This is a genomic window from Pseudomonas sp. SWRI99 (assembly GCF_014270125.1).
In the GTDB taxonomy this organism is placed as follows: domain Bacteria; phylum Pseudomonadota; class Gammaproteobacteria; order Pseudomonadales; family Pseudomonadaceae; genus Aquipseudomonas; species Aquipseudomonas hamedanensis.
Genome location: NZ_JABWQR010000007.1, coordinates 1 through 22343 on the forward strand (window position 1 = coordinate 1; position 22343 = coordinate 22343).

Consider the following 22343-nt stretch of genomic DNA (forward strand, 5'->3'; position numbering starts at 1 on the left):
CGCCCCTGTGGCGAGGGAGCTTGCTCCCGCTCGGCGGCGCCCCTGTGGCGAGGGAGCTTGCTCCCGCTCGGCGGCGCAGCCGTCGTAACCCCGTCTCGACCGAAAACTCGGTCGAATGGTTCAGGGCTGCTTCGCAACCCAGCGGGAGCAAGCTCCCTCGCCACATTGTTACTCACCAGCCCTCAGATTAGTGATCGCGAAACTGTTTATGGCAAGCACTGCAGGCATCTTCAACTTTCTGCACCGCCGGCCCGAGATTGCTGGCCTTGTACGGTTGAACCTGGCTGGCGAGCACCAATTCGCCAGTGGCCGCTTCAAGAGCGCGGGCCATTTTCTGAAACTGTGCCTGCTTGCGCCAGACATCGTCGGTGGCACTGGTGTGGTCTTCCTCACGCACCTGCGGGAAATGCTTCCACGGTTCATGGGACAAGGCATCAAGCTTGACCGCGCCTTCAGCAAATTTCGGCCCGTCGAACGGAATGCGTCCGCGCAACATGCCACCCAGCTCTTCGCTGGTCTTGAGCATCTGTTTGAAAATGGCCTTGCGCTGGCCCAGCGGGGAGTTCGGATCGACACCGCCACAGGCGGACAAGCTCAGGCAGGCCAGCAATACAACAGCAATTCTTTTAAGCGTCATGGTGGCTTCAGGTCACGGAAATCGGCGGCCAGTATCCTCGCGTCACCGCCAAACACCAATAGCCCTATTAAAAATACGGGTTGCCGGAGCGCAGGGAGCACTCGGGTAACCGGCACAGGAATCACTCCATGAACAGCCGTCTCAAGGCCTGGCGTCATCCGCTGATCGCCACCCTTCCCCTGCTGGCGGTTCTCGCCGGCTGCACCGGCGGCGACAGCGCCAAGCCGACAACCCATGCGCTGGCCACCTATTCCAGTGCAACATGGGAAGCCCTGCCGACGGTATCCGACAACGACCTGGTTGCCGGTTTCGGCTCATGGCGCAGCGCATGCACGCGCCTCAAAGCCGATGCGGTCTGGGGGCCGACCTGCGCCGCAGCGGTCAACGTGCCGCAGGATGCCGAAGAAATTCGCGCATTCCTCAAGCAAAACCTTGATGTCTACGGCCTGCGTGCCGAGCACGACAACCCCAATGGCCTGATCACCGGCTACTACGAACCGGTCTACCCCGGCAGCCTGACGCCAACCGAAACGGCGAACGTGCCGGTGTACGGCGTGCCCGAAGACATGATTATCGTCTCGCTGGACAGCATTTACCCGGAGCTGAAGGGCAAGCGCCTGCGCGGACGCCTCGAAGGACGCGTACTCAAGCCTTACGACGATGCGGCGACCATCGAATCCAAAGGCGTGAACGCGCCGGTGGTGGCTTACCTGACCGACCCGATGAATCTGCAATTTTTGCAAATCCAGGGTTCCGGCCGGATCCAGACAGAGGATGGCAAACAGCTGCGCATCGCCTACGCCGACCAGAACGGCCACCCGTACCGGCCGATCGGCCGCTGGCTGGTCGAGCAAGGCGAGCTGAAGAAAGAAGACGTGACCATGAGCGCCATCAGCAATTGGGCCAAGGCCAACCCTTCGCGTATTCCGGAACTGCTGGGCAGCAACCCGAGCTATGTGTTCTTCACCCGCAACCCGGACAGCAACGAAGGGCCGCGCGGCTCGCTGAACGTGCCGTTGACCGCAGGCTACAGCGCGGCGGTGGATCGCAAAGTGATTCCGTTGGGCAGCCTGTTGTGGCTGTCGACCACGCGTCCCGACGGCACGCCGCTGGTGCGTCCGGTCGCGGCACAGGACACTGGCGGCGCGATTGCCGGCGAAGTCCGTGCGGATCTGTTCTGGGGCACCGGTGATGCGGCCGGGCAACTGGCCGGGGATATGAAACAACAAGGCCAGATCTGGATGCTCTGGCCTAAAGGCGCGGCGCTGCCGCAAGTGCCACAGGTGGCCGACAAACCTTGAAAGCAAAAGATCGCAGCCTTCGGCAGCTCCTACAGAGTTGAACACACACCCTATGTAGGAGTTGCCGAAGGCTGCGATCTTTTGATCTTGCTTTACATGGACACAAAAAAGAACGAAGCAATCAACCCCATCCCCACAAACCATACCAGCGACCGCAGAATCGCCCAGTCCGCCAGGTAGCAGATGACGTACAGCAGGCGACTGGTGATAAACAGCACCGCCAGCACATTCACCGTCACCAACTGTGCCGTCCCCACCAGATGCGCAACGATCACCGCCACGGCAAACGCCGGAATCACTTCAAAACTGTTCAATTGCGCCGCATGTGCCCGCCGCGCCAGACCGTTGAGGCTCTCCATAAAGTCCCGCGGGTCATGATTGTCACTTAACCGGTAGCCACCCACGGCCTTGGCAATGCCTGTGCAGACATAGGGCAGAAAAATTGCGATCAACACACACCATAGAGCCACCGTCATAACGCCGTCCTTTTTTCGAGTTATAAAATTCGCGAGTGGTCAGAACTTCATCACCAGCATGCCGATCAGCACCAGCCCACAGGCTAAGAGCCGCGGTCGGCCAAAAGGTTCTTTGAGGTAGCGCATTCCGAACAGCACCACCAGAATCACACTGATTTCGCGCAACGCTGCTGCTTCGGCGATCGACCCCAACTGCATCGCCCACAGCACCAGAGCGTAGCTGAACAACACGCAAAACCCGACCGCCAGACCAAGCTTCCATTGCTCGCGCCAGAACTGCAGGAACGCCGGGCGCCGTGCCACCCACGCCAGCAGCGGAAACGGCCAGGCGCTGAGCAGCGTGACCCAGACCAGATAATCGAGCGGGTGCGACCAGCGCCGCAGCGCCTGCCCATCAATGTAGGTGTAACAGCCGATGCACAAACCGATCAGCGCCACCACCGGCAGCATCGACCACGGCAAGCGCCCGCCGCCGCCACCCTGCCACAGCAGACAGACCATACCGAACGGGATCAGCATGATTCCGAAGATCTGCTGGGTGGTCAGCACCTCACCGGCGAAGATCAGGGTCAACGCCAGCACCACCAAAGGCGACAGCCCGCGCATCAGTGGATAGACGAGGCCGAGATCGCCCACGCGATAAGCCTGTATCAACAGATAACGATACAGCAGCTCGAACGCCGCTGAAGCGAGAATCCAAGGCCAGATCTCAACGGGCGGCAGATTCACAAAGGGCAGCGCGAGGGCGACACACAGCAGCGCCACGGTGTCCATGCACGCCACCACCAGCAACCGTTCGGCGCTGAACTTGATCAGGGTATTCCACGCCGCATGCAGCAGCGCCGCCACCAACACCAGAGCTGTCGCCAGCACAATTGACCCCTTTATTTTTATTAACCCCCGTAGGAGCTGCCGAAGGCTGCGATCTTTTGACCTTGCCTGTAAAAAATCAAAAGCAAAAGATCGCAGCCTTCGGCAGCTCCCACAGTGGACATCCAGAAAAATCCGAAAAAACGATTAGTCAGATTATTGATTCGCGATGTGTCAGCAGCTGTTTATACTGCAAGCAACCACGCCGCACTCAGCTACACACCGAAAAAATCCAATAAAAGCTGCCTGCTCCCGCTCCTCCACGAACGGTCGCTGGCACGCGTATGCCTGATCAAAGCGTCAAGACTACCGACAGAGACCTTGCGCATGCCACTCGCCTTGCTTGCCCTTGCTGTTGCCGCGTTCGGTATCGGCACCACTGAATTCGTCATCATGGGCCTGCTGCCCGATGTCGCCCGCGACCTCGCGGTGAGTATTCCGCACGCCGGCCTGCTGATCACCGGTTACGCCTTGGGCGTGGTGTTCGGTGCGCCCATTCTGGCGATCGGCACGGCCAACATGCCGCGCAAGGCAACGCTGCTGGGCATGACGCTGATGTTCATCCTCGGCAACGTGCTCTGTGCGCTGGCGCCGAACTACGCCACGTTGATGGCCGCGCGCGTGGTCACCGCGTTGTGTCATGGCGCGTTTTTCGGCATAGGCTCGGTGGTTGCCGCCGGACTGGTCGCGCCGAACAAACGCGCCCAGGCGATTGCCATGATGTTCACCGGCCTGACCCTGGCGAATGTGCTCGGCGTGCCGCTGGGCACTGCACTGGGCCAATACGCCGGTTGGCGCTCAACCTTTTGGGCAGTGTCGGTGATCGGCATCATCGCCGCGCTCGCACAATGGCTGTGGCTGCCGAAGCACATCGCCATGGACAAGGCCAACCTCGCCAGCGAGTTCAAGGTACTGGGCAAAGCCAACGTGCTGCTGGCGCTGGGCATGAGCGTGCTGGCCTCGACCAGCCTGTTCAGCGTGTTCACCTACATCGCGCCGATCCTGCAGGACATCACCGGCGTCAGCCCCCACGGCGTGACCGTGATGCTGCTGTTGTTCGGCGTTGGCCTGACCGCTGGCAGCATGCTCGGCGGGCGTTTGGCCGATAGCCGTTTGTTGCCGTCGCTGGTCGGGGTGGCCTTGGCGGTGGTGGTGATTCTCGCGGCCTTCAGTCAGACCAGCCGCGCGGTAGTTCCGGCCGCAATCACCTTGGTGCTGTGGGGGATTTTCGCGTTTGCGCTGTGCCCGATTCTGCAGCTACTGATCATCGATCAGGCCCATGAAGCGCCGAATCTGGGTTCGACGCTGAACCAGAGCGCGTTCAACCTCGGCAACGCGGCGGGCGCATGGATTGGCGGCCTGGTCGTGGCCAGCGGCGCGGATCTGGCAGACCTGCCGTGGACCGGGGCACTGGTCGGCGTGCTGACTGTGCTGACGGCACTGCTGTTCATTTACCTGCAACGTCGGCGAGCGACTGCGGTCAATGTGTCCGACTGACCTCAGCACTGTTGCCAGGCACTCACCCTGTGGCGAGGGAGCTTGCTCCCGCCCGACGACGCAGTCGTCGCAACCCTCGCCTCCTCGGTACGCCTGACCCGCCGCGGTTAAAGAGTTTTTGGGGCCGCTTCGCGGCCCAGCGGGAGCAAGCTCCCTCGCCACAGGGGATATCGTGTGTCCTCGACCTGCACCAGCCCATCCAACCCCTGCGACCAGACTCCGGTCGCGCTCCATTCACCCTCCATCCAAAGGACCCCGGATGCTTGAACTTGTCGCCGCTTTCATCTGCCTCACTACCCTGTTGACCTTCGTCAACTTCCGCTTCATCGGCCTGCCGCCGACCATCGGCGTGATGGTCACCGCGCTGCTGTTCTCGCTGATGCTGCAAGGCCTCAGCGTGCTCGGCTTTCCCGGCCTGGAAGACCGCGTGCAACAACTGATCGGCCAGATCGACTTCGGCGATCTGCTGATGAACTGGATGCTGTCGTTCCTGCTGTTCGCCGGCGCCCTGCACGTCAACCTGAACGACCTGCGCAGCTACCGCTGGCCCATCGGCCTGCTGGCCACGTTCGGCGTACTGATCGCAACCGTGGTGATCGGCAGCCTGGCCTTCTACATCTTTGCTCTGTTCGGCTGGCACGTGAGCTTCCTCTACTGCCTGCTGTTCGGCGCGCTGATTTCGCCGACTGATCCGATTGCGGTACTCGGCGTGTTGCGTACCGCCAACGCGTCAAAGCCGCTGAAGACCACCATCGTCGGCGAGTCGCTGTTCAACGATGGCACTGCGGTCGTGGTGTTCACCGTGCTGCTGGGCATCGCGCAACTGGGCGAAACGCCGACCGTCAGCGCCACGGCCATGCTGTTTGTGCACGAAGCGATTGGCGGTGTGCTGTTCGGCGGGCTGATCGGCTATCTGGTCTATCGGATGATCAAAAGCGTCGAGCAACACCAGATCACCGTCATGTTGACCCTGGCCCTGGTGATCGGTGGCTCGGCCATGTCCACAGAGCTGCACGTCTCGGCGCCAATCGCGATGGTGGTTGCCGGTCTGATCATCGGCAACCTGGGGCGCAATCTGGCGATGAACGACATGACCCGTCGCTACCTCGACGGTTTCTGGGAGTTGCTCGATGACATGCTCAACGCCTTGCTGTTTGCGCTGATCGGCATGGAGTTGTTGCTGCTGCCGTTCAACTGGCTGCACATGGCCGCGGCAGGTTTGCTCGCGGTGGCGATTCTGCTGTCGCGCCTGCTCACCGTAGCGCCGGCAATCCTCTTGCTGCGGCGCTGGCGCTCAGTGCCGGCCGGCACTATCCGCATCCTGACCTGGGGCGGTTTGCGTGGCGGCGTCTCGGTGGCATTGGCGCTCGCCCTGCCGCTGGGCCCGGAGCGCGATCTGCTGCTGAGCATCACCTATATCGTGGTGTTGTCGTCGATCCTGTTGCAAGGCCTGAGCATCGGCAAACTGGTCAAGCACGCGACGCGCAACGAGCCCGCCACAGCGCCTGAGCCAGCGCACCATTGATCATTTCTTGATCGACTGCGGATCGGGCTCTACAGCCTGATCCGCAGACTTCTTCGGCGCCCCGCTCTCGCTGCGAATCTGCGCATGGCTGATCAGGCCAAAGATGAAGCTGCCGCCGATAATGTTGCCCGCCAGGGTCGGCAGGGCAAACACCGCCCAGAAATCACTCCAGGGCAGTTCACCGGCAAAGACCAGGTACGACACTTCTGCCGAGCCGACCACGATATGGGTGAAGTCGCCGAGCGCCATGAAATAGGTGATGAGGATGATGATCCACATCTTCGCGCTCTCCATGGACGGAATCATCCAGACCATGGTGGCGATCATCCAGCCGGAGACGATGCCCTTGGCGAACATCTGCCCGGCGCTGTGCTCCATCACCTTGCGGCCGATTTCCAGGAAAGCGTGGTCGGTCTTGCTGTCGAAGATCGGCAACTCAAGCATCACGTAAGCCACCAGAATCGTGCCGCACAGGTTGCCGACCAACACCACCGTCCAGAGGCGAATCAGCCGTGCGAAATTGAGCAGGGTCGGCTTGGTCATGACCGGCAGCACGGCGGTCAGGGTGTTTTCGGTGAACAATTGCTGGCGAGCGAGAATCACCGCAAGAAAGCCTGCGCAGTAGCCGAAACTGGCGATCACCTTGAATTCGTCACCGTCGGGCAGGCGCGAGTTGAGCAGGCCCATCCCCATCAGCGACAGGCCCATGGTCAGGCCGGCCGCGAGCGCCGACCACCACAGCGCAGCAATGCTGCGCTCCAGTTCCTGATCGCCCTGGGCACGAATGATTTCATGCAGAACCGCCGCGCGTGGCGGCTGGTTTTTCTCGATTTCTTTCTTTTCCTGGGTCGACAGGTCTGGGGTCTTGCCGTCAGTGGGGGTGGTCATGGCGTAGGAAACCGTGGGGGGCGATTTAGCTACGACCGTTGCGCCTGGGAATACGTTCTGTAGGCAGCGGGCAAATCTTCATGCGTTTAAAACAGCTTTCGCGAGCAGGCTCGCTCCCACAGGTACCGTGTGATCCCTGTGGGAGCGAGCCTGCTCGCGAAGAATGCGCCGCCGATCTTATTGAACCGCTTCGTCATCCTTGAACTGGTCTTTCACATATTTGATCTCGGTGCGCCCGTGCGGCGCCGGCAGGCCGTCCTCACCCAGGTTGACGAACACCATCTTCTCGACCGTGAGGATGCTCTTGCGGGTGATCTTGTTGCGCACTTCGCAGGTCAGGGTGATCGAGGTGCGGCCGAACTCGGTGGCGGTGATGCCCAGTTCGATGATGTCGCCCTGGCGCGAGGCGCTGACGAAGTTGATTTCCGAGATGTATTTGGTCACCACGCGCTGATTGCCCAACTGGACGATGGCGTAGATCGCCGCTTCTTCGTCGATCCAGCGCAGCAGGCTACCGCCAAACAAGGTGCCGTTGGGATTGAGGTCTTCGGGTTTTACCCATTTGCGGGTGTGGAAATTCATGGGGGGGCTCCAAGGTTGAGGCGTTTGGGCGTTAGGGGTATTGGCCCCAGCTTCAAGTTTTCAGCTACAAGCTGCAAGTAAAAGCGGATTGGCTGTAACTTGCCGCTTGTAGCTTGCCGCTTGCCACTAGCCGGGCGAAGACAGCTATAATCGCCACCGATTCAGAACGGCTACCGCCGTTTTCCCGCCACCTGTCCGAGGGGCGCTGCAGCAGGTTCGACCTGTCAGGCTCGGATGGGGCGTTGACTGGCTCACGCCGGACACTAAACGCACAACGGCGCCCATTCGCATACATTACGAATGGAGGCTCTTCATGAGCGCTTTCAACACGCCTGCCGATTTTACCGATTACAAAGTTGCCGACATGTCCCTCGCTGCCTGGGGCCGTCGCGAAACCATCATCGCCGAATCGGAAATGCCTGCCCTGATGGGTCTGCGTCGCAAGTACGCTTCCGAGCAGCCGCTCAAAGGCGCGAAAATCCTCGGCTGCATCCACATGACCATTCAAACCGCCGTGCTGATCGAAACCCTGGTTGCCCTGGGTGCCGAAGTACGCTGGTCGTCGTGCAACATTTTCTCCACTCAGGATCAGGCCGCTGCCGCTATCGCTGCTGCCGGCATCCCGGTATTCGCCTGGAAAGGCGAGACTGAAGAAGAGTACGAGTGGTGCCTGGAGCAGACCATCCTCAAGGATGGCCAGCCATGGGACGCCAACATGATCCTCGACGACGGCGGCGACCTGACCGAGCTGCTGCACAAGAAATACCCGCAGGTGCTGGACCGCGTTCACGGCGTGACCGAAGAAACCACCACCGGCGTGCACCGCCTGCTGGACATGCTGGCCAAGGGCGAGCTGAAAATCCCGGCCATCAACGTCAACGACTCGGTGACCAAGTCCAAGAACGACAACAAGTACGGCTGCCGTCACAGCCTGAACGATGCGATCAAGCGCGGTACCGACCACCTGCTGTCCGGCAAGCAAGCGCTGGTCATCGGTTACGGTGACGTGGGCAAGGGTTCGGCGCAGTCCCTGCGTCAGGAAGGCATGATCGTTAAAGTCTCCGAAGTCGACCCGATCTGCGCCATGCAGGCCTGCATGGACGGTTTCGAACTGGTTTCGCCGTTCATCGACGGTATCAACGACGGTTCCGAAGCGAGCATCGACAAAGCGCTGCTGGGCAAGATCGACCTGATCGTGACCACCACCGGTAACGTCAATGTTTGCGACGCGAACATGCTCAAAGCCCTGAAGAAGCGCGCCGTGGTCTGCAACATCGGTCACTTCGACAACGAAATCGACACCGCTTTCATGCGCAAGAACTGGGCATGGGAAGAAGTGAAGCCACAGGTGCACAAGGTTCACCGCACCGGTGCCGGCAGCTTCGACCCACAGAACGACGACTACCTGATCCTGCTGGCCGAAGGCCGTCTGGTGAACCTGGGCAACGCCACCGGACACCCGAGCCGCATCATGGACGGTTCGTTCGCCAACCAGGTACTGGCGCAGATCTTCCTGTTCGGTCAGAAATACGCCGACCTGTCGCCAGCGCAGAAAGCCGAGCGCCTGACCGTTGAAGTACTGCCGAAGAAACTCGACGAAGAAGTGGCCCTGGAAATGGTCCGCGGCTTCGGCGGCGTGGTCACCCAACTGACCAAGCAACAGGCTGACTACATCGGCGTCACCGTCGAAGGCCCGTTCAAGCCGCACGCTTACCGCTATTAAGAGCAGCTGCGAGCTTCAAGCTGCAAGCGGCAAGTAAAAGCGGTTGGTTTACTTGAGGCTTGTAGCTGTCGCTGGCTTCTTCATCGTTATTACGCAGCCGCTGGCTGCAAGCCCAAGCACAAGATTCCGGCGCGCCGCTCTCTTGCAGCTTGAAGCTTGCAGCTTGCAGCTGGAGGTCCCCTCCGATGTCCCAAGACCGTCGCTACAGCTTCGAGTTCTTTCCGACCAAGACCGATGCTGGGCATGAAAAACTGCTTGCCACTGCCCGTCAGCTGGCCACTTACAACCCCGATTTCTTTTCCTGCACCTATGGCGCTGGTGGTTCGACCCGTGATCGCACCCTCAACACCGTGCTGCAACTGGAAAGCGAAGTCAAAGTACCGGCCGCACCGCACCTGTCGTGCGTCGGCGACAGCAAGGACGACCTGCGCGGCCTGCTGAACGAGTACAAGGCGGCCGGCATCAAGCGCATCGTCGCCCTGCGCGGCGACCTGCCGTCCGGCATGGGCATGACCAGCGGTGAGCTGCGTCACGCCAATGAGCTGGTGGAATTCATTCGTGAAGAAACCGCCGATCACTTCCACATCGAAGTCGCCGCCTACCCGGAGATGCATCCGCAAGCGCGCAACTACGAAGACGATCTCGCCAACTTCGTGCGCAAGGCTCGCGCCGGCGCCGACAGCGCGATCACCCAGTACTTCTTCAACGCCGACAGCTATTTCTACTTCGTCGACCGTTTGCAGGCGCTGGGCGTGGACATTCCAGTAGTGCCGGGGATCATGCCGATCACCAACTACAGCAAACTCGCGCGCTTCTCCGATGCCTGCGGGGCGGAAATTCCGCGCTGGATCCGCAAGCAACTGGAAGCCTATGGTGATGACGCGCTCAGCATTCAGCGCTTTGGCGAGCAAGTCGTCACCGAGATGTGCGAACGCCTGTTGCAGGGCGGCGCACCGGGGCTGCATTTTTATTCCATGAACCAGGCCGAACCTAGCCTGGCGATCTGGAATAACCTGAAGTTGCCGCGTTGAAGCAGCTGTAAGCTACAAGCTACAAGCTACAAGCTACAAGCTACAAGCAAGGTCCAGAAATCGCAGCCTTCGGCGGCTCCTGCAGGAGTTGTCGTAGCTGTGATTTTTTGCGTTTGGAGCCGCGAAACAGAGCTTCTGCAGGCGCTTTCTGGCTCTTTGCGGGTTCTCGTCGTAATCTCCAGCCATGCCTTTGATCACGCAAATATTCGCCGTGCTGGTTTTTGCTTGCCTGAGCTTCGCCGCTCGAGGCGAGAAGCTGCGTATTGTCACCGAGCCGTGGGCGCCTTACGTGTACGAAGAGGATGGCCGCAGTCTCGGTCTGGATTACGAAACCACGGCCATCGTGTTCAAGCGCCTGGGCATAGATGTCGAATGGCAGTTCCTGCCGTGGAAACGTTGCCTGTCGATGCTTGAATCCGGTCAGGCCGACGGTGCGCTGGACATCTTTCACAGCGATGAGCGCGACGCCACCCTGCTCTACCCCAGCGAGCCGCTGTCGGACGTCGAGTTCGTGATGTTCTACGCCAATGAGCGCCCACACCCGTTCAACGCGCTCGAACAACTCAAAGGCCTGACCATCGGCACCTCGCCGGGCTATCTGTACAGTCCCGATTTCAGCCAGTCGGACCTGTTTACTCGTGAACCTGCGCCGACCCATGAAGCCAACTTCGGCAAGCTGGTGCGTGGCCGCATCGATCTGTTGATCACTGACCGTCGCGTCGGTCAGCATTTGCTCGACCAGTTGGGTTTGCGCGCGCAAATCAGCGAAAACCCCACCGTCATCAGCCGTCAGAGCCAATTTCTGGCGGTTCGGCGCAATGCGGGCATGGACTTGCTGGTGCAGCGTTTCGGCGCCGAACTCAAGCGTTTCAAGCGTGAACCTGCCTACGCCGAACTGAGCGCACGCTACGGAGCCGCACCTGCCGGCAGTGCGCCGATACGCTCTGCCACGGCCAACGGCAAAACCGTTGAGCAGCAGGAAAGCGGCGCGCGGTGATTGCTCTGTTATACTCCGGCGTTCCCGCCAGGCTCACGCCCGGACGCCCGGAACCGTAAAAGGCCTCACGACCCGCTACAGCGCAGCTTTGCAGCCCGCGCGAGCGCTCCTGACGTGCCTTCGGAACCGCAGCAGGACCGGACGGGATTGCGTCCTCTTAAACGTGATTCGCGCCAGGCAAGACTCCCATTGGGCCAAGCCCTAACTAAAACAGGATTACTCATGTCCTTTGCTTCCCTCGGTCTCTCCGAGGCTTTAGTCCGCGCCATCGAAGATGCGGGCTATACCGAGCCTACTCCGGTGCAACAGCGGGCCATTCCCGCCGTGTTGCAAGGTCGCGACCTGATGGTCGCGGCTCAGACAGGTACCGGTAAAACCGGCGGTTTCGCCCTCCCGATTCTGGAGCGGTTGTTCCCCAACGGTCACCCGGACAAATCCCAGCGTCACGGCCCGCGCCAACCGCGCGTACTGGTCCTGACCCCGACCCGCGAACTCGCGGCTCAGGTGCACGAGAGCTTCAAGATCTACGCCCGTGACCTGAAATTCGTCAGCGCCTGCATCTTCGGCGGCGTCGGCATGAACCCACAGGTCCAGGCCATGTCCCGCGGCGTCGACGTGCTCGTCGCCTGCCCGGGTCGTCTGCTCGACCTGTGCGGCCAGGGCAGCGTTGATCTGTCCCACGTGGAAATCCTCGTCCTCGACGAAGCCGACCGCATGCTCGACATGGGTTTCGTGCACGACGTGAAGAAAGTCCTCGCACGCCTGCCGTCCAAGCGTCAGAACCTGCTGTTCTCGGCGACGTTCTCCAAAGACATCACCGACCTTGCCGGCAAGCTGCTGCACAACCCGGAACGCATCGAAGTGACGCCGCCGAACACCACGGTCGAGCGCATCGAACAACGCGTGTTCCGTCTGCCGGCCAGCCACAAACGAGCACTGCTGGCGCACCTGATCACCGCCGGCGCGTGGGAACAGGTGCTGGTGTTCACCCGCACCAAGCACGGCGCCAACCGTCTGGCCGAGTACCTGGACAAACACGGCCTGCCGGCTGTGGCGATTCACGGTAACAAGAGCCAGAACGCCCGCACCAAAGCCCTGGCCGACTTCAAGGCCGGCGAAGTGCGCATTCTGGTCGCCACCGACATCGCCGCCCGTGGTCTGGACATCGATCAGTTACCGCATGTGGTCAACTTCGAGCTGCCGAACGTCGACGAAGACTACGTGCACCGCATTGGCCGTACCGGCCGTGCCGGTCGTTCGGGCGAGGCGATCTCGCTGGTCGCACCGGACGAAGAAAAGCTGCTGAAAAGCATCGAACGCATGACCAAACAGAAGATTGCCGACGGCGATCTGATGGGCTTCGACTCGAGCACCATCGAAGCCGAGAAGCCGGAAGTCCGTGAGCGTCCGGATGTCCGCAACCCACGCAATTCCCGTGGCCCGCGCGGCGACGGCCCGAATGGCGGCGGCGGTGGCGGCGGTCGTAAAGACAAGGGCAAGGACAAAGGCAAGGAAAAACCGGCCGGCGACCGTGGCGAACGCCCTGCCCGCGCGCAGAAACCACGCGAAGGCACGCCGAGCCGCGAACAGCGTCCGAGCCAGCCACCGCGTGCAGCGGCTGACCGTGCCCCGGACGAGTTCCTTGACGACGATGTGGATAACTTCGGTAACCGCGTTGACTACGTGCCGAAAGCCGCTCCTGCCGGCGGCCGTGGCCGTCGTCCGGGCGCACCGGCGCAAGGCGCTGGCGCTGGTGCACCTCGTGGCGGTCAGCCACAAGGTCGGCAGAACGGTCCGCGCAACAGCAACGGTTCGAGCACCGGCACCCCGCCCGCCAAACGCAGCGGCCCGCGCAACGGCGCTCCGCGCGATGGTCAGTCAGGACGTCGCGACGATTCCGCCCCGCGCAACCGCCGTCCGGCCCGTGACGATCAGCCACGCACCGAGCAGCCGGCCGTGCAGAACCCGCGCAGCAATGGCCCGAAGATCATGCACAAGGAATCGAAAGCCGACCGCTTCCCGACGCCTGAGCAGCTCGATCAACTGCCAAGCCGTCCGCGTGGCGAGAAACCAGCACTGCTGACCCGCAATCGCTGAGTTAACGCCGCAATGAAAAATGCCCCGGTTCGCAAGAGCCGGGGCATTTTTTTACCTCGAATATTTCTGCCACACCGCAATACCCCTGTGGGAGCGAGCCTGCTCGCGAAGGCGTCGGATCAGCTCAATCTCTGCCGAATGACACACCGCTTTCGCGAGCAGGCTCGCTCCCACAAGATATCTTCTACAAGGGGGTCCGTGGTGTGGCAGGCAATAAAAAACGCCCCCGGCCTTGCGATCGGGGGCGCTTTTATGTGGCGCCGAAATTTACTTCGCTTTCACACCTTCAAACGAAACGTACAACTCGACAACATCGGACTTCGGACCGAGGTCTTTCTGCTTGCCGAAATCGGAACGCTTGATAGTGGTGGTGCCTTCGAAGCCGGCACGGTAGCCGCCCCATGGATCTTTGCCTTCGCCCAGGAAAGTCGCTTTGACAACGACAGGCTTGGTCACGCCCAGCAGGGTCAGGTCGCCGGTCACGTCAGCGGTGTTGGCACCGGTGGATTTGACGCTGGTGGAGACGAAGGTGGCCTTGCCGAATTTGCTGGCGTTGAGGAAGTCAGCGCTGGCGATGTGCTTGTCACGCTCGGCGTGGTTGGTGAACACGCTGGCGGTGTTGACGTTGAACTCGATCTTGCTGTCTTCAGGCTTGGCAGCGTCGAAGCTGAACTTGCCGTCGATGTCCTTGAAGGTACCGGTGATGTAGCTGTAGCCCAGGTGGCTGATCTTGAAGTCGACGAAGGCGTGCTGGCCTTCTTTGTCTACGACATAGTCAGCGGCCATTACGTTGGCGGACAGCACGGCAGAACCGATTGCCAGAGCGGCCAGAGTCTTTTTCAACATGCTTTCTTTTCCTTTGAGTCGAGGTTGAATTTCAGGCTTTGCGACCGAGCATTCGAGTGAGGGTCGCATCACGATCGATAAAGTGGTGCTTCAATGCTGCCAACGCATGGAGACCGGAAAAAATTACCAGTGCCCACGCCAGCCAGAGATGAATCACCCCAGCGGTATCTGCCTGATCCGGTAGTCCGGAGAGCAGAGCAGGAACTTCAAACAGGCCAAACACCGGGATCCCGACACCGTCTGCGGTGGAAATCAGGTAACCGGCAATCATCACAGCGAACAGCGCCAGATACAGAAACCCGTGGCCGAATTTCGCGCCGATACGGGTCATGCGGCTGTAGCTTTGCAGCGTAGAAGGCGGTGGGCTGATGAAACGCCACAGCACCCGCAACACCATCACAGCGAGCAGCACCAGACCAATGCTTTTGTGCAGGTCCGGCGCGTCTTTGCGCCAGGTGCTGTAGTAATCCAGCCCGACCATCCACAGACCCAGTGCAAACAGCCCGAAGACCGCCAGTGCCACGCCCCAGTGCATGAAGATGCTGACCCAACCATAGCGCGAAGAAGAGTTACGTAGCTGCATTGCCCAAATCCTGTGAGAACTGCGAACCAAGACTAGCGAGTTATCTATCGAATTAAAGCGGAAAATTTTGCTTTGAAATATCGAGAAATACGATCAAGAGTCTGCGAGCGGGGTGTTAAGGAAGGATTAAAGGCGATTTCGCTGTGGAACGCTTGGACAAATGATCGGTGCTGCGTCATCACTCAAGAGCACCTTGGCGAAGGCACACGCAGACCGTTAACGGGGAAATTCGCAACCGATAACTATGTACCGCTGTTGCCACGGTTGGACCTGTTCGAATGATGCCCCCGTCATCACTTTTAACAGGTGCAAGATATGTCTCTGCGATATACCCCGTTTCAGGCAAGCGGTTCTTCCGTATTGCCGCCCAATCAAACAATGTCGGCCGGCCAGTACCTGCAATCGGACAACGCTCGATTTCGCTTGCTGTTGCAGAGCGATGGAAATCTGGTCATGAAAGAGGGCGAGGCTGACATCTGGATTGCGGACAACAACCAGCCTTACAGCGCAACGTTGCATCCGAAGAGAATGCGCGAGCCGCTGCAATTCGTAATCAGCAACAACGGTTTCCTTTTCGACCCCTCCAGACGGCGACTGTGGATTGCCGAAAGCACGCACAGCCTTGATAAATCGCTGTGGTACAACACTTACATGACGCTTCAGGACGATGGAAACCTGGTGATTTATGACCAGCGCACGGGAAATCTGCGCTGGGCGCGCTTTGGTTTTATTCCCGGGCGAATCCGCAAGCCCAAGCAAAAGTGGCTGAAAAAATTGCCGAACGGCATCGAGTTCTTCAAATGGGAGTTCTAACCGGCGGACGCTGACTAGTTATGCAGTACCGCCGGCGGTTGCAGGCAATCGGCGCTGTAAGGATCTATCTGACAGGTGTGCGCAAGTTCAGAACCATACCCGCCCGGAAAGAAATGCCCATGGGTACAGCCGGAAAGTGTAATCAGCAAAAGTATGAGCGTGAGCGTTTTCATCAAGTGCCTCCAATTTCTCCCAGCTTAAAATGGGCGCTCAGGCAGCCGCTATCACCCCTTTCCGAGTGTCTTGTGGGAAGCCTCCGCTACGCAGGTAAGCCCCGTGGGCGGATCGCGAAGGACATAAATACAGGCCTAAAAAAACGCGACCCGAGGGTCGCGTTTTTCATGGGAGCAAAGCCTTACTGCGCCTTGGTCTCGGCCGGTGTTGCTGGCGCCGCAGGTTTGGCGGCTGGCTTCTTCGCCGGTTCAGTTTTCTTCGCCGGCGCTTTTGCCGCAGGCTTCTTCGCCTCGGTCTTGGCTGCCGGTTTCTTCGCGGCTGGCTTGGCCGCAGCCTTCTTCGCGGGCTCAGCTTTCACCGGGGCCGCTGGCTTCGGCGCTTCCACCGGGGCTGGCGCAGGTGCCGGGGCTGGCGCTGGAGCGACCGGAGCAGGAGCAGGCTCTGGCGCCTTCACCGGCTCAGGCTTCTTGTCGTCATCGGAACCGCCAAACAGGTTAGTGAAGAAATTGCCCTTCTTCGCCGCCACGGCACCCGCCGCGCCTGCCGCTGCGGCAGCCGGAACCACTTTGACCGGTTCGAACGATTTGCCTGCCGCCAAATCTTCAACCTGGCTGGCCGCGCGCTGACCGGTGCGCAACGCACCTTCCAGTGTGCCCGGGTACAAGGTGTCGGTGTGTTCGCCAGCGAACGCTACGCGTTGCAGAGGACGCTCCCACAGGCGCCAGAACTTGCTGATCTGCCCCGGGCCGTAGGCCAGGTAGGCGCCGCCCATCGACGGGTCGGTGCTGTAGCGACGGATTTCATAACCGGTGAACGAGCCACGGGCCTGTGGATAAAAAGCATGCAGACGGATCAACACCTGATCAACCATTTGCTTGTCGCCGAACGCCTGCATGACGCGGGCGTTGTCGCCGGACAGGTTGATCACTACGTTGGCGCCACCCTTCAGCGCCGGCTCGATCCAGAGCATGCCCAGACCGGTATTGCTGTAGATCTCGCCGGACATGCGCGATTTGCTTTCCCACACTGGCGTCTTGAACTTCAGCATGATCTGGTCGCGCCAGCCGTAGTTGGTGCCTTTGATCGCAGCCAGATGCTGGGCATCCAGCGCCGGGGTCAGCTGGATCTTGTTCAGCGCACGCAGCGGCACCGCCAGCACCACGTAATCAGCCTGGTAACCGACGCTGCCGACCTTGACGGTCACGCCGTCCTTGTCCTGGGTCACTGCCGACACTGGCGAATTGGTCTTGATGGTCTTGATCTGTTTGACAAAGGCCTGGGCCAGCACCTGACTGCCACCGACCAGACGCGAGGCGCGCAGGTCACGGTCGGAGACGCCACGATAAACGCGGTTCTGCTGGGCGAAATACAACAGCGACAGGCGCGAAGGCTCGTCGTAGTGGGTGCGGATGTCCTGATTGATCAACTGACGTGCGGTGGCCGGCAGGTTCTGCTTGTCGAGCCAGCTCGACACGGTGATCTGATCCAGCGCGTGGAGGGTGGCGGTCGCTGCCGGGTTCTGCGGATCGTCGATCGAGCGTGCCAGATCGTCGAGGGTTTTCTGGTAGCGCTTGAGCGCATCGGCGGTGGCTGGCTGCTTGGTCGCCAGATCGGCGGCGGTGAAATAATCACCGTCGATCAGATAACTCGGCGTACGCACGAATTCCGGTGCCGGCGTGGTGCCGAGCTTGAAGGTCGAGACGTACTTGTTCAGCACCGGCTGGGTCTTGTCGTTGCCGATCCACTCACTGGTGGCCATGCCCGAACGACCGCCCAGGCTCGGTTTGGCTTCCAGCAGCGTGACCTGCCAGCCCTTGTTTTGCAGCTCATAAGCAGCCGTCAGACCCGACAGGCCGCCGCCGATCACGATTGCGGTTTTATCCTTGGCCAGCGCCGTAACGCTGAACAGCCCCAACATCACCAGCGCACAGGCGCGCAGCCAACCGACAGACATTCAGCGAACTCCGGAAAAAACACGTAGGAAAAATCAGTTGTGCGGGTCAGACGACCCAAAGAACCGCGAAGAATACGTTAGCCATCAAAACGCCGCCAGCGACGTCTATCGGCTCAGACAAAGTAGCTCAATCGACACAATGGGTTGTCCCCGCGCGACGCATTGCATAGGCTTGCCCGATTGTTCGCCCGCGCCTGACGCGAGCCGCCTCGAGGAGACTGTAAATGGGCCTGAATAACCAGTGGATGCAACGCGATCTTGCGGTGCTGTGGCATCCCTGCACCCAGATGAAAGACCACGAACAGCTGCCGCTGATCCCGATCAAGCGCGGCGAAGGCGTCTGGCTCGAAGACTTCGAAGGCAAGCGTTACCTCGACGCGGTCAGCTCGTGGTGGGTCAATGTGTTCGGCCACGCCAATCCGCGCATCAACCAGCGCATCAAGGATCAGGTCGATCAACTCGAGCATGTGATTCTCGCCGGGTTCAGCCATCAACCGGTGATTGAGCTGTCCGAGCGTCTGGTCAATATGACGCCGGAAGGCCTGAACCGGGTGTTCTACGCCGATAACGGCTCGTCCTGCATCGAAGTCGCGCTGAAGATGAGCTTTCACTACTGGCTCAATCGCGGCCAACCCAACAAGAAGCGCTTTGTCACCCTGACCAACAGCTACCACGGCGAAACCATGGCGGCGATGGCGGTCGGCGATGTGCCGCTGTTTACCGAGACCTACAAAGCGCTGCTGATGGACACCATCAAGGTTCCGAGTCCGGATTGCTACCACCGCCCGCAAGGCATGAGCTGGGAAGAGCATTCGCGCAACATGTTCGCCGCCATGGACCAAACGCTGGCCGAGCATCATGACAGCGTCGCGGCGGTGATCGTCGAGCCGTTGATTCAGGGCGCGGGCGGCATGCGCATGTATCACCCGGTGTACCTCAAGCTGCTGCGCGAGGCCTGTGACCGCTACGGCGTGCACCTGATCCACGACGAAATCGCCGTCGGCTTCGGCCGCACCGGCACCATGTTCGCCTGCGAACAGGCCGGCATCCGCCCGGACTTCCTCTGCCTGTCGAAAGCCCTAACCGGCGGCTACCTGCCGCTGGCAGCGTGCCTGACCACTGACGATGTCTACAGCGCGTTCTACGACGACTACCCGACCCTGCGCGCCTTCCTTCATTCGCACAGCTACACCGGCAACCCGCTGGCCTGCGCGGCGGCGTTGGCGACGCTGGATATTTTCGAGCAGGACAACGTCATCGAGAACAACAAGGCGCTCGCTCAGCGCATGGCCTCGGCGACGGCGCATCTGGTTGATCACCCGAACGTCTCGGAAGTGCGCCAGACCGGCATGGTCCTGGCGATCGAGATGGTCAAGGATAAAGCCAGCAAAGAGGCCTACCCTTGGCAGGAACGCCGTGGCTTGAAGGTGTTCCAGCATGCGCTGGAGCGTGGCGCATTGCTGCGGCCGCTGGGCAGCGTGGTGTATTTCCTGCCGCCGTATGTGATCACCCCGGAGCAGATAGACTTTTTGGCCGAGGTTGCCAGTGAAGGCATCGACATTGCGACGCGTGACAGTGTCAGCGTGGCGGTGCCAAAAGACTTCCACCCCGGCTTCCGTGATCCGGGCTGAATCCCGCCCACCCTGTGGCGAGGGAGCTTGCTCCCGCTGGCGGCCGAAGGACTCCGATCCCGAGCGACGCGGTATGACAGAGTTAACCGCGCCAACAAGTTTTACGACTGCTTCGCAGCCGAGCGGGAGCAAGCTCCCTCGCCACAAAAGCGATGCATACTGCAACTACGCGCCCATTTTCCAGAGACCCGAAATGAGACTGTCCCGCTTCTTTATCGACGCCCCGCTGAGCACCGGCGAACACGAACTGCCGGAAGCCCAGGCGCATTACATCAGCCGGGTGCTGCGCATGGCCGAGGGCGATGCCGTGCAGTTGTTCGACGGCTCCGGCCATGAGTTTCGCGGATCGCTGGTGGAAGTCGGCAAGAAGCGTGTCGTCGTGCAGATCGACGAGCAATTCGCCGGGCAGGTCGAATCGCCGCTGCAGATCCACCTCGGCCAGGGCTTGTCCCGGGGCGAACGCATGGACTGGGCGATTCAGAAAGCCACCGAACTGGGCGTGACTGAAATCACGCCGATCTTCAGCGACCGCTGCGAAGTGCGCCTAAAGGATGAACGCGCCGACAAGCGTTTGCTGCACTGGCGTCAGGTGGCAATCAGCGCCTGCGAGCAGTGCGGGCGTTCACGGGTGCCGGTGATCCACCCGCCTGTGCTGCTGGCTGATTGGCTCAAGCAGACCGAAGCCGAGTTGAAGCTGGTGCTGCATCCGGTGGCCGAGCCGCTGGTCAGCCATGCGAAACCGGCGACGCTGGCGTTCCTGATCGGGCCTGAAGGGGGCTTGTCGGATGCCGAAGTCGAGCAGGCCAAGGTCAACGGCTTCCACGCCGCCCGCCTCGGCCCGCGGGTGCTGCGCACCGAAACCGCGCCGGTGGTTGCGCTGGCGGTGGCCCAGCAGCTTTGGGGTGACTTTTAGAGTCTCGATTGGAACACGTCCCTGTAGGAGTGAGCCTGCTCGCGATAGCGGTGCATCAGCCACCACTCATTGACTGAACTGACGCAATCGCGAGCAGGCTCACTCTTACAAGGGAATGGCGGTGTTTAGAGGACATAAAACAGAATCGCCACAAAGTGCAGCAGACTCCCGGCAATCACGAACAGATGCCAGATGCCATGGGCATGCCGCAACCGATGATCCAGGGCAAAAAAGATAATCCCCACCGTATACAGCACGCCGCCCGACGCCAGCCAGGTAAACCCCGCCGTGCCCAATGCGGCGATCAGCGGTTTAACCGCGACCAGCACGATCCAGCCCATCACCGCGTAAATCACGATCGACAGAATCCGCGCTTCGGAACGCGGTTTGATCTCTTGCAGAATCCCGATCAGCGCCAGCCCCCAGACAATCCCGAACAGCGTCCAGCCCCACGGCCCGCGTAACGTCACCAGGCAAAACGGCGTGTAGCTGCCGGCGATCAACAGGTAGATCGAAAAATGATCGACCTTCTTCATGATCGCTTTCTTGCGCCCGCGCACGCTGTGGTACACGGTCGAGGCGCTGTAGAGCACCAGCAAGGTGAAGGCGTAAATCGCCACGCTGACGATCTTCCATGGACTGCCGTCGAGGCTGGCAATCACCAGCATCCACACGCCGCCGATAAACGCTGCGATGGCTCCGACCAGATGGGTCCAGGCGTTAAGTTTTTCCCCGTGATACATGTGTCACACACCTCGTAATCGCTACCGCAAGCGCGCAAGGCTCGGGCCTTGAGCGTAAAAGCGCAATGTTTCTGTTCAGCGTCGCCTGCGCGGCAGGCGGGAATTAGGCACAATCGGCCGATACCAAAAAGAGTCCGCGCCATGCTGATCGACGAAGAATTGACCCTGAAAAAACTCGAGGTGTTCCTCGCCTTCATGCGCACCGGCAACCTCGCCCGCGCCGCCGCCGAACTGCAGACCAGCAATGTCAGCGTGCACCGCGCCATTCACTCATTGGAAAACGCCCTGCGCTGCCCGCTGTTCAAACACGAAGGCCGCAACCTGACACCGCTGGAAAGCGCTTACGTGCTGGAAGAGCGCGCGCAAAAGCTGATCAACGACGTGGTCGAAAGCGTACGCCTGACCCGCGAAGCCGCCGGGTTCTCTGCAGAACGCTTCAAGCTCGGCTCGCTGTATTCACTGACGGTGAAGACCGTGCCGCAGCTGATCATGGGCCTGAAAATCCGCCGCAGCGAACTCAACATCGACCTGATCCTCGGCTCGAACATCGACCTGCTCTACAAACTGAAAAACATGGAAGTCGACGCGATTCTGGTGTCGCTGGACGACAGCATCAATGATCCGGATTGCGAGCAGATTGCGCTGTTCTCCGACGACATCTTCCTCGCCACCCCGGCCGATTCAAAATTCGCTCAGCGCAGTGAAGTGGATCTGGCGGAGGTGCGTGATGAAACTTTCATCACCCTGACCCAGGGTTTTGCCACGCATCAGGACGGCGTGCGGGTGTTCAAACAGGCAGGATTCGAGCCGAAGGTGGCGATGCAGGTGAATGACATTTTCACCCTGCTGAGCATGGTCAGTTCCGGGGTGGGTTATGCACTGCTGCCGGGGCGGATTGCGGCGGTGTACGAAAACCGGGTGAAGCTGATTCCGTTGCAGGAGAAATACCGATTGCAACAGCACATTGGTGTGGTGTTTCTGAAGGCCAAGGAGCGCGATCCGAATCTGCTGGCGTTGCTGGCGGAGTGCCGGATGTATGCCAATCGCCAGGCCTGAAAACAC

General features: G+C 60.5%; 20 protein-coding genes and 1 riboswitch. Of the genes, 11 read left to right on the top strand and 9 right to left on the bottom strand.

What is annotated here, in order from left to right:
- Window positions 1-187: 187 nt before the first annotated feature.
- Window positions 188-637, bottom strand: a complete 450-nt coding sequence (locus HU743_RS07485; RefSeq protein ID WP_186549326.1) for a cytochrome c — start codon at window positions 635-637, stop codon at window positions 188-190.
- 128 nt (window positions 638-765) lie between these two features.
- Here HU743_RS07485 and HU743_RS07490 point away from each other — a divergent pair, with 128 nt between their 5' ends.
- Window positions 766-1938 (top strand): murein transglycosylase A, encoded by a 1173-nt coding sequence (locus HU743_RS07490; protein ID WP_186647908.1) that lies wholly within the window; start codon window positions 766-768, stop codon window positions 1936-1938.
- Window positions 1939-2030: 92 nt separating this feature from the next.
- Here the strand turns inward: HU743_RS07490 and HU743_RS07495 are convergent, their stop codons facing one another.
- Complete coding sequence (locus HU743_RS07495) at window positions 2031-2414, bottom strand: MAPEG family protein (protein ID WP_186549330.1); 384 nt, start codon at window positions 2412-2414, stop codon at window positions 2031-2033.
- A 39-nt stretch (window positions 2415-2453) separates the two neighbouring features.
- On the bottom strand, window positions 2454-3287 hold the full coding sequence (locus HU743_RS07500; protein WP_186647910.1) for an EamA family transporter: 834 nt from the start codon (window positions 3285-3287) through the stop codon (window positions 2454-2456).
- 324 nt (window positions 3288-3611) lie between these two features.
- Between HU743_RS07500 and HU743_RS07505 the strand changes: the two genes are divergently transcribed.
- Both HU743_RS07505 and HU743_RS07510 read left to right on the top strand, forming a co-directional pair.
- The gene (locus tag HU743_RS07505; protein WP_186623774.1) at window positions 3612-4781 is read left to right on the top strand and encodes an MFS transporter; all 1170 of its coding nucleotides are present in this window, start codon (window positions 3612-3614) and stop codon (window positions 4779-4781) included.
- Between the two features lie 259 nt (window positions 4782-5040).
- The gene (locus HU743_RS07510; protein WP_186647912.1) at window positions 5041-6306 is read left to right on the top strand and encodes a sodium:proton antiporter; all 1266 of its coding nucleotides are present in this window, start codon (window positions 5041-5043) and stop codon (window positions 6304-6306) included.
- Here HU743_RS07510 and HU743_RS07515 read toward each other — a convergent pair whose 3' ends face one another.
- Entirely contained in the window at window positions 6307-7194 is an 888-nt protein-coding gene (locus HU743_RS07515) for a formate/nitrite transporter family protein (RefSeq protein ID WP_186647914.1), read from the bottom strand.
- A gap of 177 nt (window positions 7195-7371) precedes the next feature.
- Window positions 7372-7776: a hotdog domain-containing protein gene (locus HU743_RS07520; protein WP_016772772.1), complete on the bottom strand. Its 405-nt coding sequence runs from the start codon at window positions 7774-7776 to the stop codon at window positions 7372-7374.
- A gap of 191 nt (window positions 7777-7967) precedes the next feature.
- Window positions 7968-8066: riboswitch (S-adenosyl-L-homocysteine riboswitch) on the top strand.
- Between the two features lie 23 nt (window positions 8067-8089).
- Between HU743_RS07520 and ahcY the strand changes: the two genes are divergently transcribed.
- From ahcY to HU743_RS07540, 4 genes are all read left to right on the top strand, one after another.
- Window positions 8090-9499 (top strand): adenosylhomocysteinase, encoded by a 1410-nt coding sequence (gene ahcY / locus HU743_RS07525; RefSeq protein WP_186647916.1) that lies wholly within the window; start codon window positions 8090-8092, stop codon window positions 9497-9499.
- A 185-nt stretch (window positions 9500-9684) separates the two neighbouring features.
- A complete protein-coding gene (metF, locus tag HU743_RS07530; protein WP_186549344.1) occupies window positions 9685-10530 on the top strand; it encodes a methylenetetrahydrofolate reductase [NAD(P)H] in 846 nt (281 codons plus the stop codon).
- Window positions 10531-10714: 184 nt separating this feature from the next.
- Window positions 10715-11527, top strand: coding sequence for a transporter substrate-binding domain-containing protein (locus HU743_RS07535; protein WP_186647918.1), 813 nt, complete (start codon window positions 10715-10717; stop codon window positions 11525-11527).
- A 222-nt stretch (window positions 11528-11749) separates the two neighbouring features.
- Window positions 11750-13624 (top strand): DEAD/DEAH box helicase, encoded by a 1875-nt coding sequence (locus tag HU743_RS07540; RefSeq protein WP_186549348.1) that lies wholly within the window; start codon window positions 11750-11752, stop codon window positions 13622-13624.
- Between the two features lie 267 nt (window positions 13625-13891).
- Here HU743_RS07540 and HU743_RS07545 read toward each other — a convergent pair whose 3' ends face one another.
- Complete coding sequence (locus HU743_RS07545) at window positions 13892-14470, bottom strand: YceI family protein (RefSeq protein ID WP_186623782.1); 579 nt, start codon at window positions 14468-14470, stop codon at window positions 13892-13894.
- Between the two features lie 31 nt (window positions 14471-14501).
- Window positions 14502-15053, bottom strand: a complete 552-nt coding sequence (locus HU743_RS07550) for a cytochrome b (protein ID WP_186549350.1) — start codon at window positions 15051-15053, stop codon at window positions 14502-14504.
- 453 nt (window positions 15054-15506) lie between these two features.
- On the opposite strand from HU743_RS07550, the gene HU743_RS07555 reads away from it, so the two are divergent.
- On the top strand, window positions 15507-15866 hold the full coding sequence (locus HU743_RS07555; protein WP_238351706.1) for a hypothetical protein: 360 nt from the start codon (window positions 15507-15509) through the stop codon (window positions 15864-15866).
- A gap of 355 nt (window positions 15867-16221) precedes the next feature.
- On the opposite strand, the gene HU743_RS07560 is transcribed toward HU743_RS07555, so the two are convergent.
- Window positions 16222-17994 (bottom strand): flavin monoamine oxidase family protein, encoded by a 1773-nt coding sequence (locus tag HU743_RS07560; RefSeq protein WP_186647923.1) that lies wholly within the window; start codon window positions 17992-17994, stop codon window positions 16222-16224.
- A 224-nt stretch (window positions 17995-18218) separates the two neighbouring features.
- On the opposite strand from HU743_RS07560, the gene HU743_RS07565 reads away from it, so the two are divergent.
- Both HU743_RS07565 and HU743_RS07570 read left to right on the top strand, forming a co-directional pair.
- On the top strand, window positions 18219-19625 hold the full coding sequence (locus HU743_RS07565; RefSeq protein WP_186647925.1) for an adenosylmethionine--8-amino-7-oxononanoate transaminase: 1407 nt from the start codon (window positions 18219-18221) through the stop codon (window positions 19623-19625).
- A gap of 193 nt (window positions 19626-19818) precedes the next feature.
- The gene (locus tag HU743_RS07570; protein WP_186647927.1) at window positions 19819-20538 is read left to right on the top strand and encodes a 16S rRNA (uracil(1498)-N(3))-methyltransferase; all 720 of its coding nucleotides are present in this window, start codon (window positions 19819-19821) and stop codon (window positions 20536-20538) included.
- Between the two features lie 125 nt (window positions 20539-20663).
- Here HU743_RS07570 and HU743_RS07575 read toward each other — a convergent pair whose 3' ends face one another.
- Complete coding sequence (locus HU743_RS07575) at window positions 20664-21281, bottom strand: hemolysin III family protein (RefSeq protein ID WP_186631676.1); 618 nt, start codon at window positions 21279-21281, stop codon at window positions 20664-20666.
- A gap of 141 nt (window positions 21282-21422) precedes the next feature.
- On the opposite strand from HU743_RS07575, the gene HU743_RS07580 reads away from it, so the two are divergent.
- Complete coding sequence (locus HU743_RS07580; RefSeq protein ID WP_186623791.1) at window positions 21423-22337, top strand: LysR substrate-binding domain-containing protein; 915 nt, start codon at window positions 21423-21425, stop codon at window positions 22335-22337.
- Window positions 22338-22343: the final 6 nt, after the last annotated feature.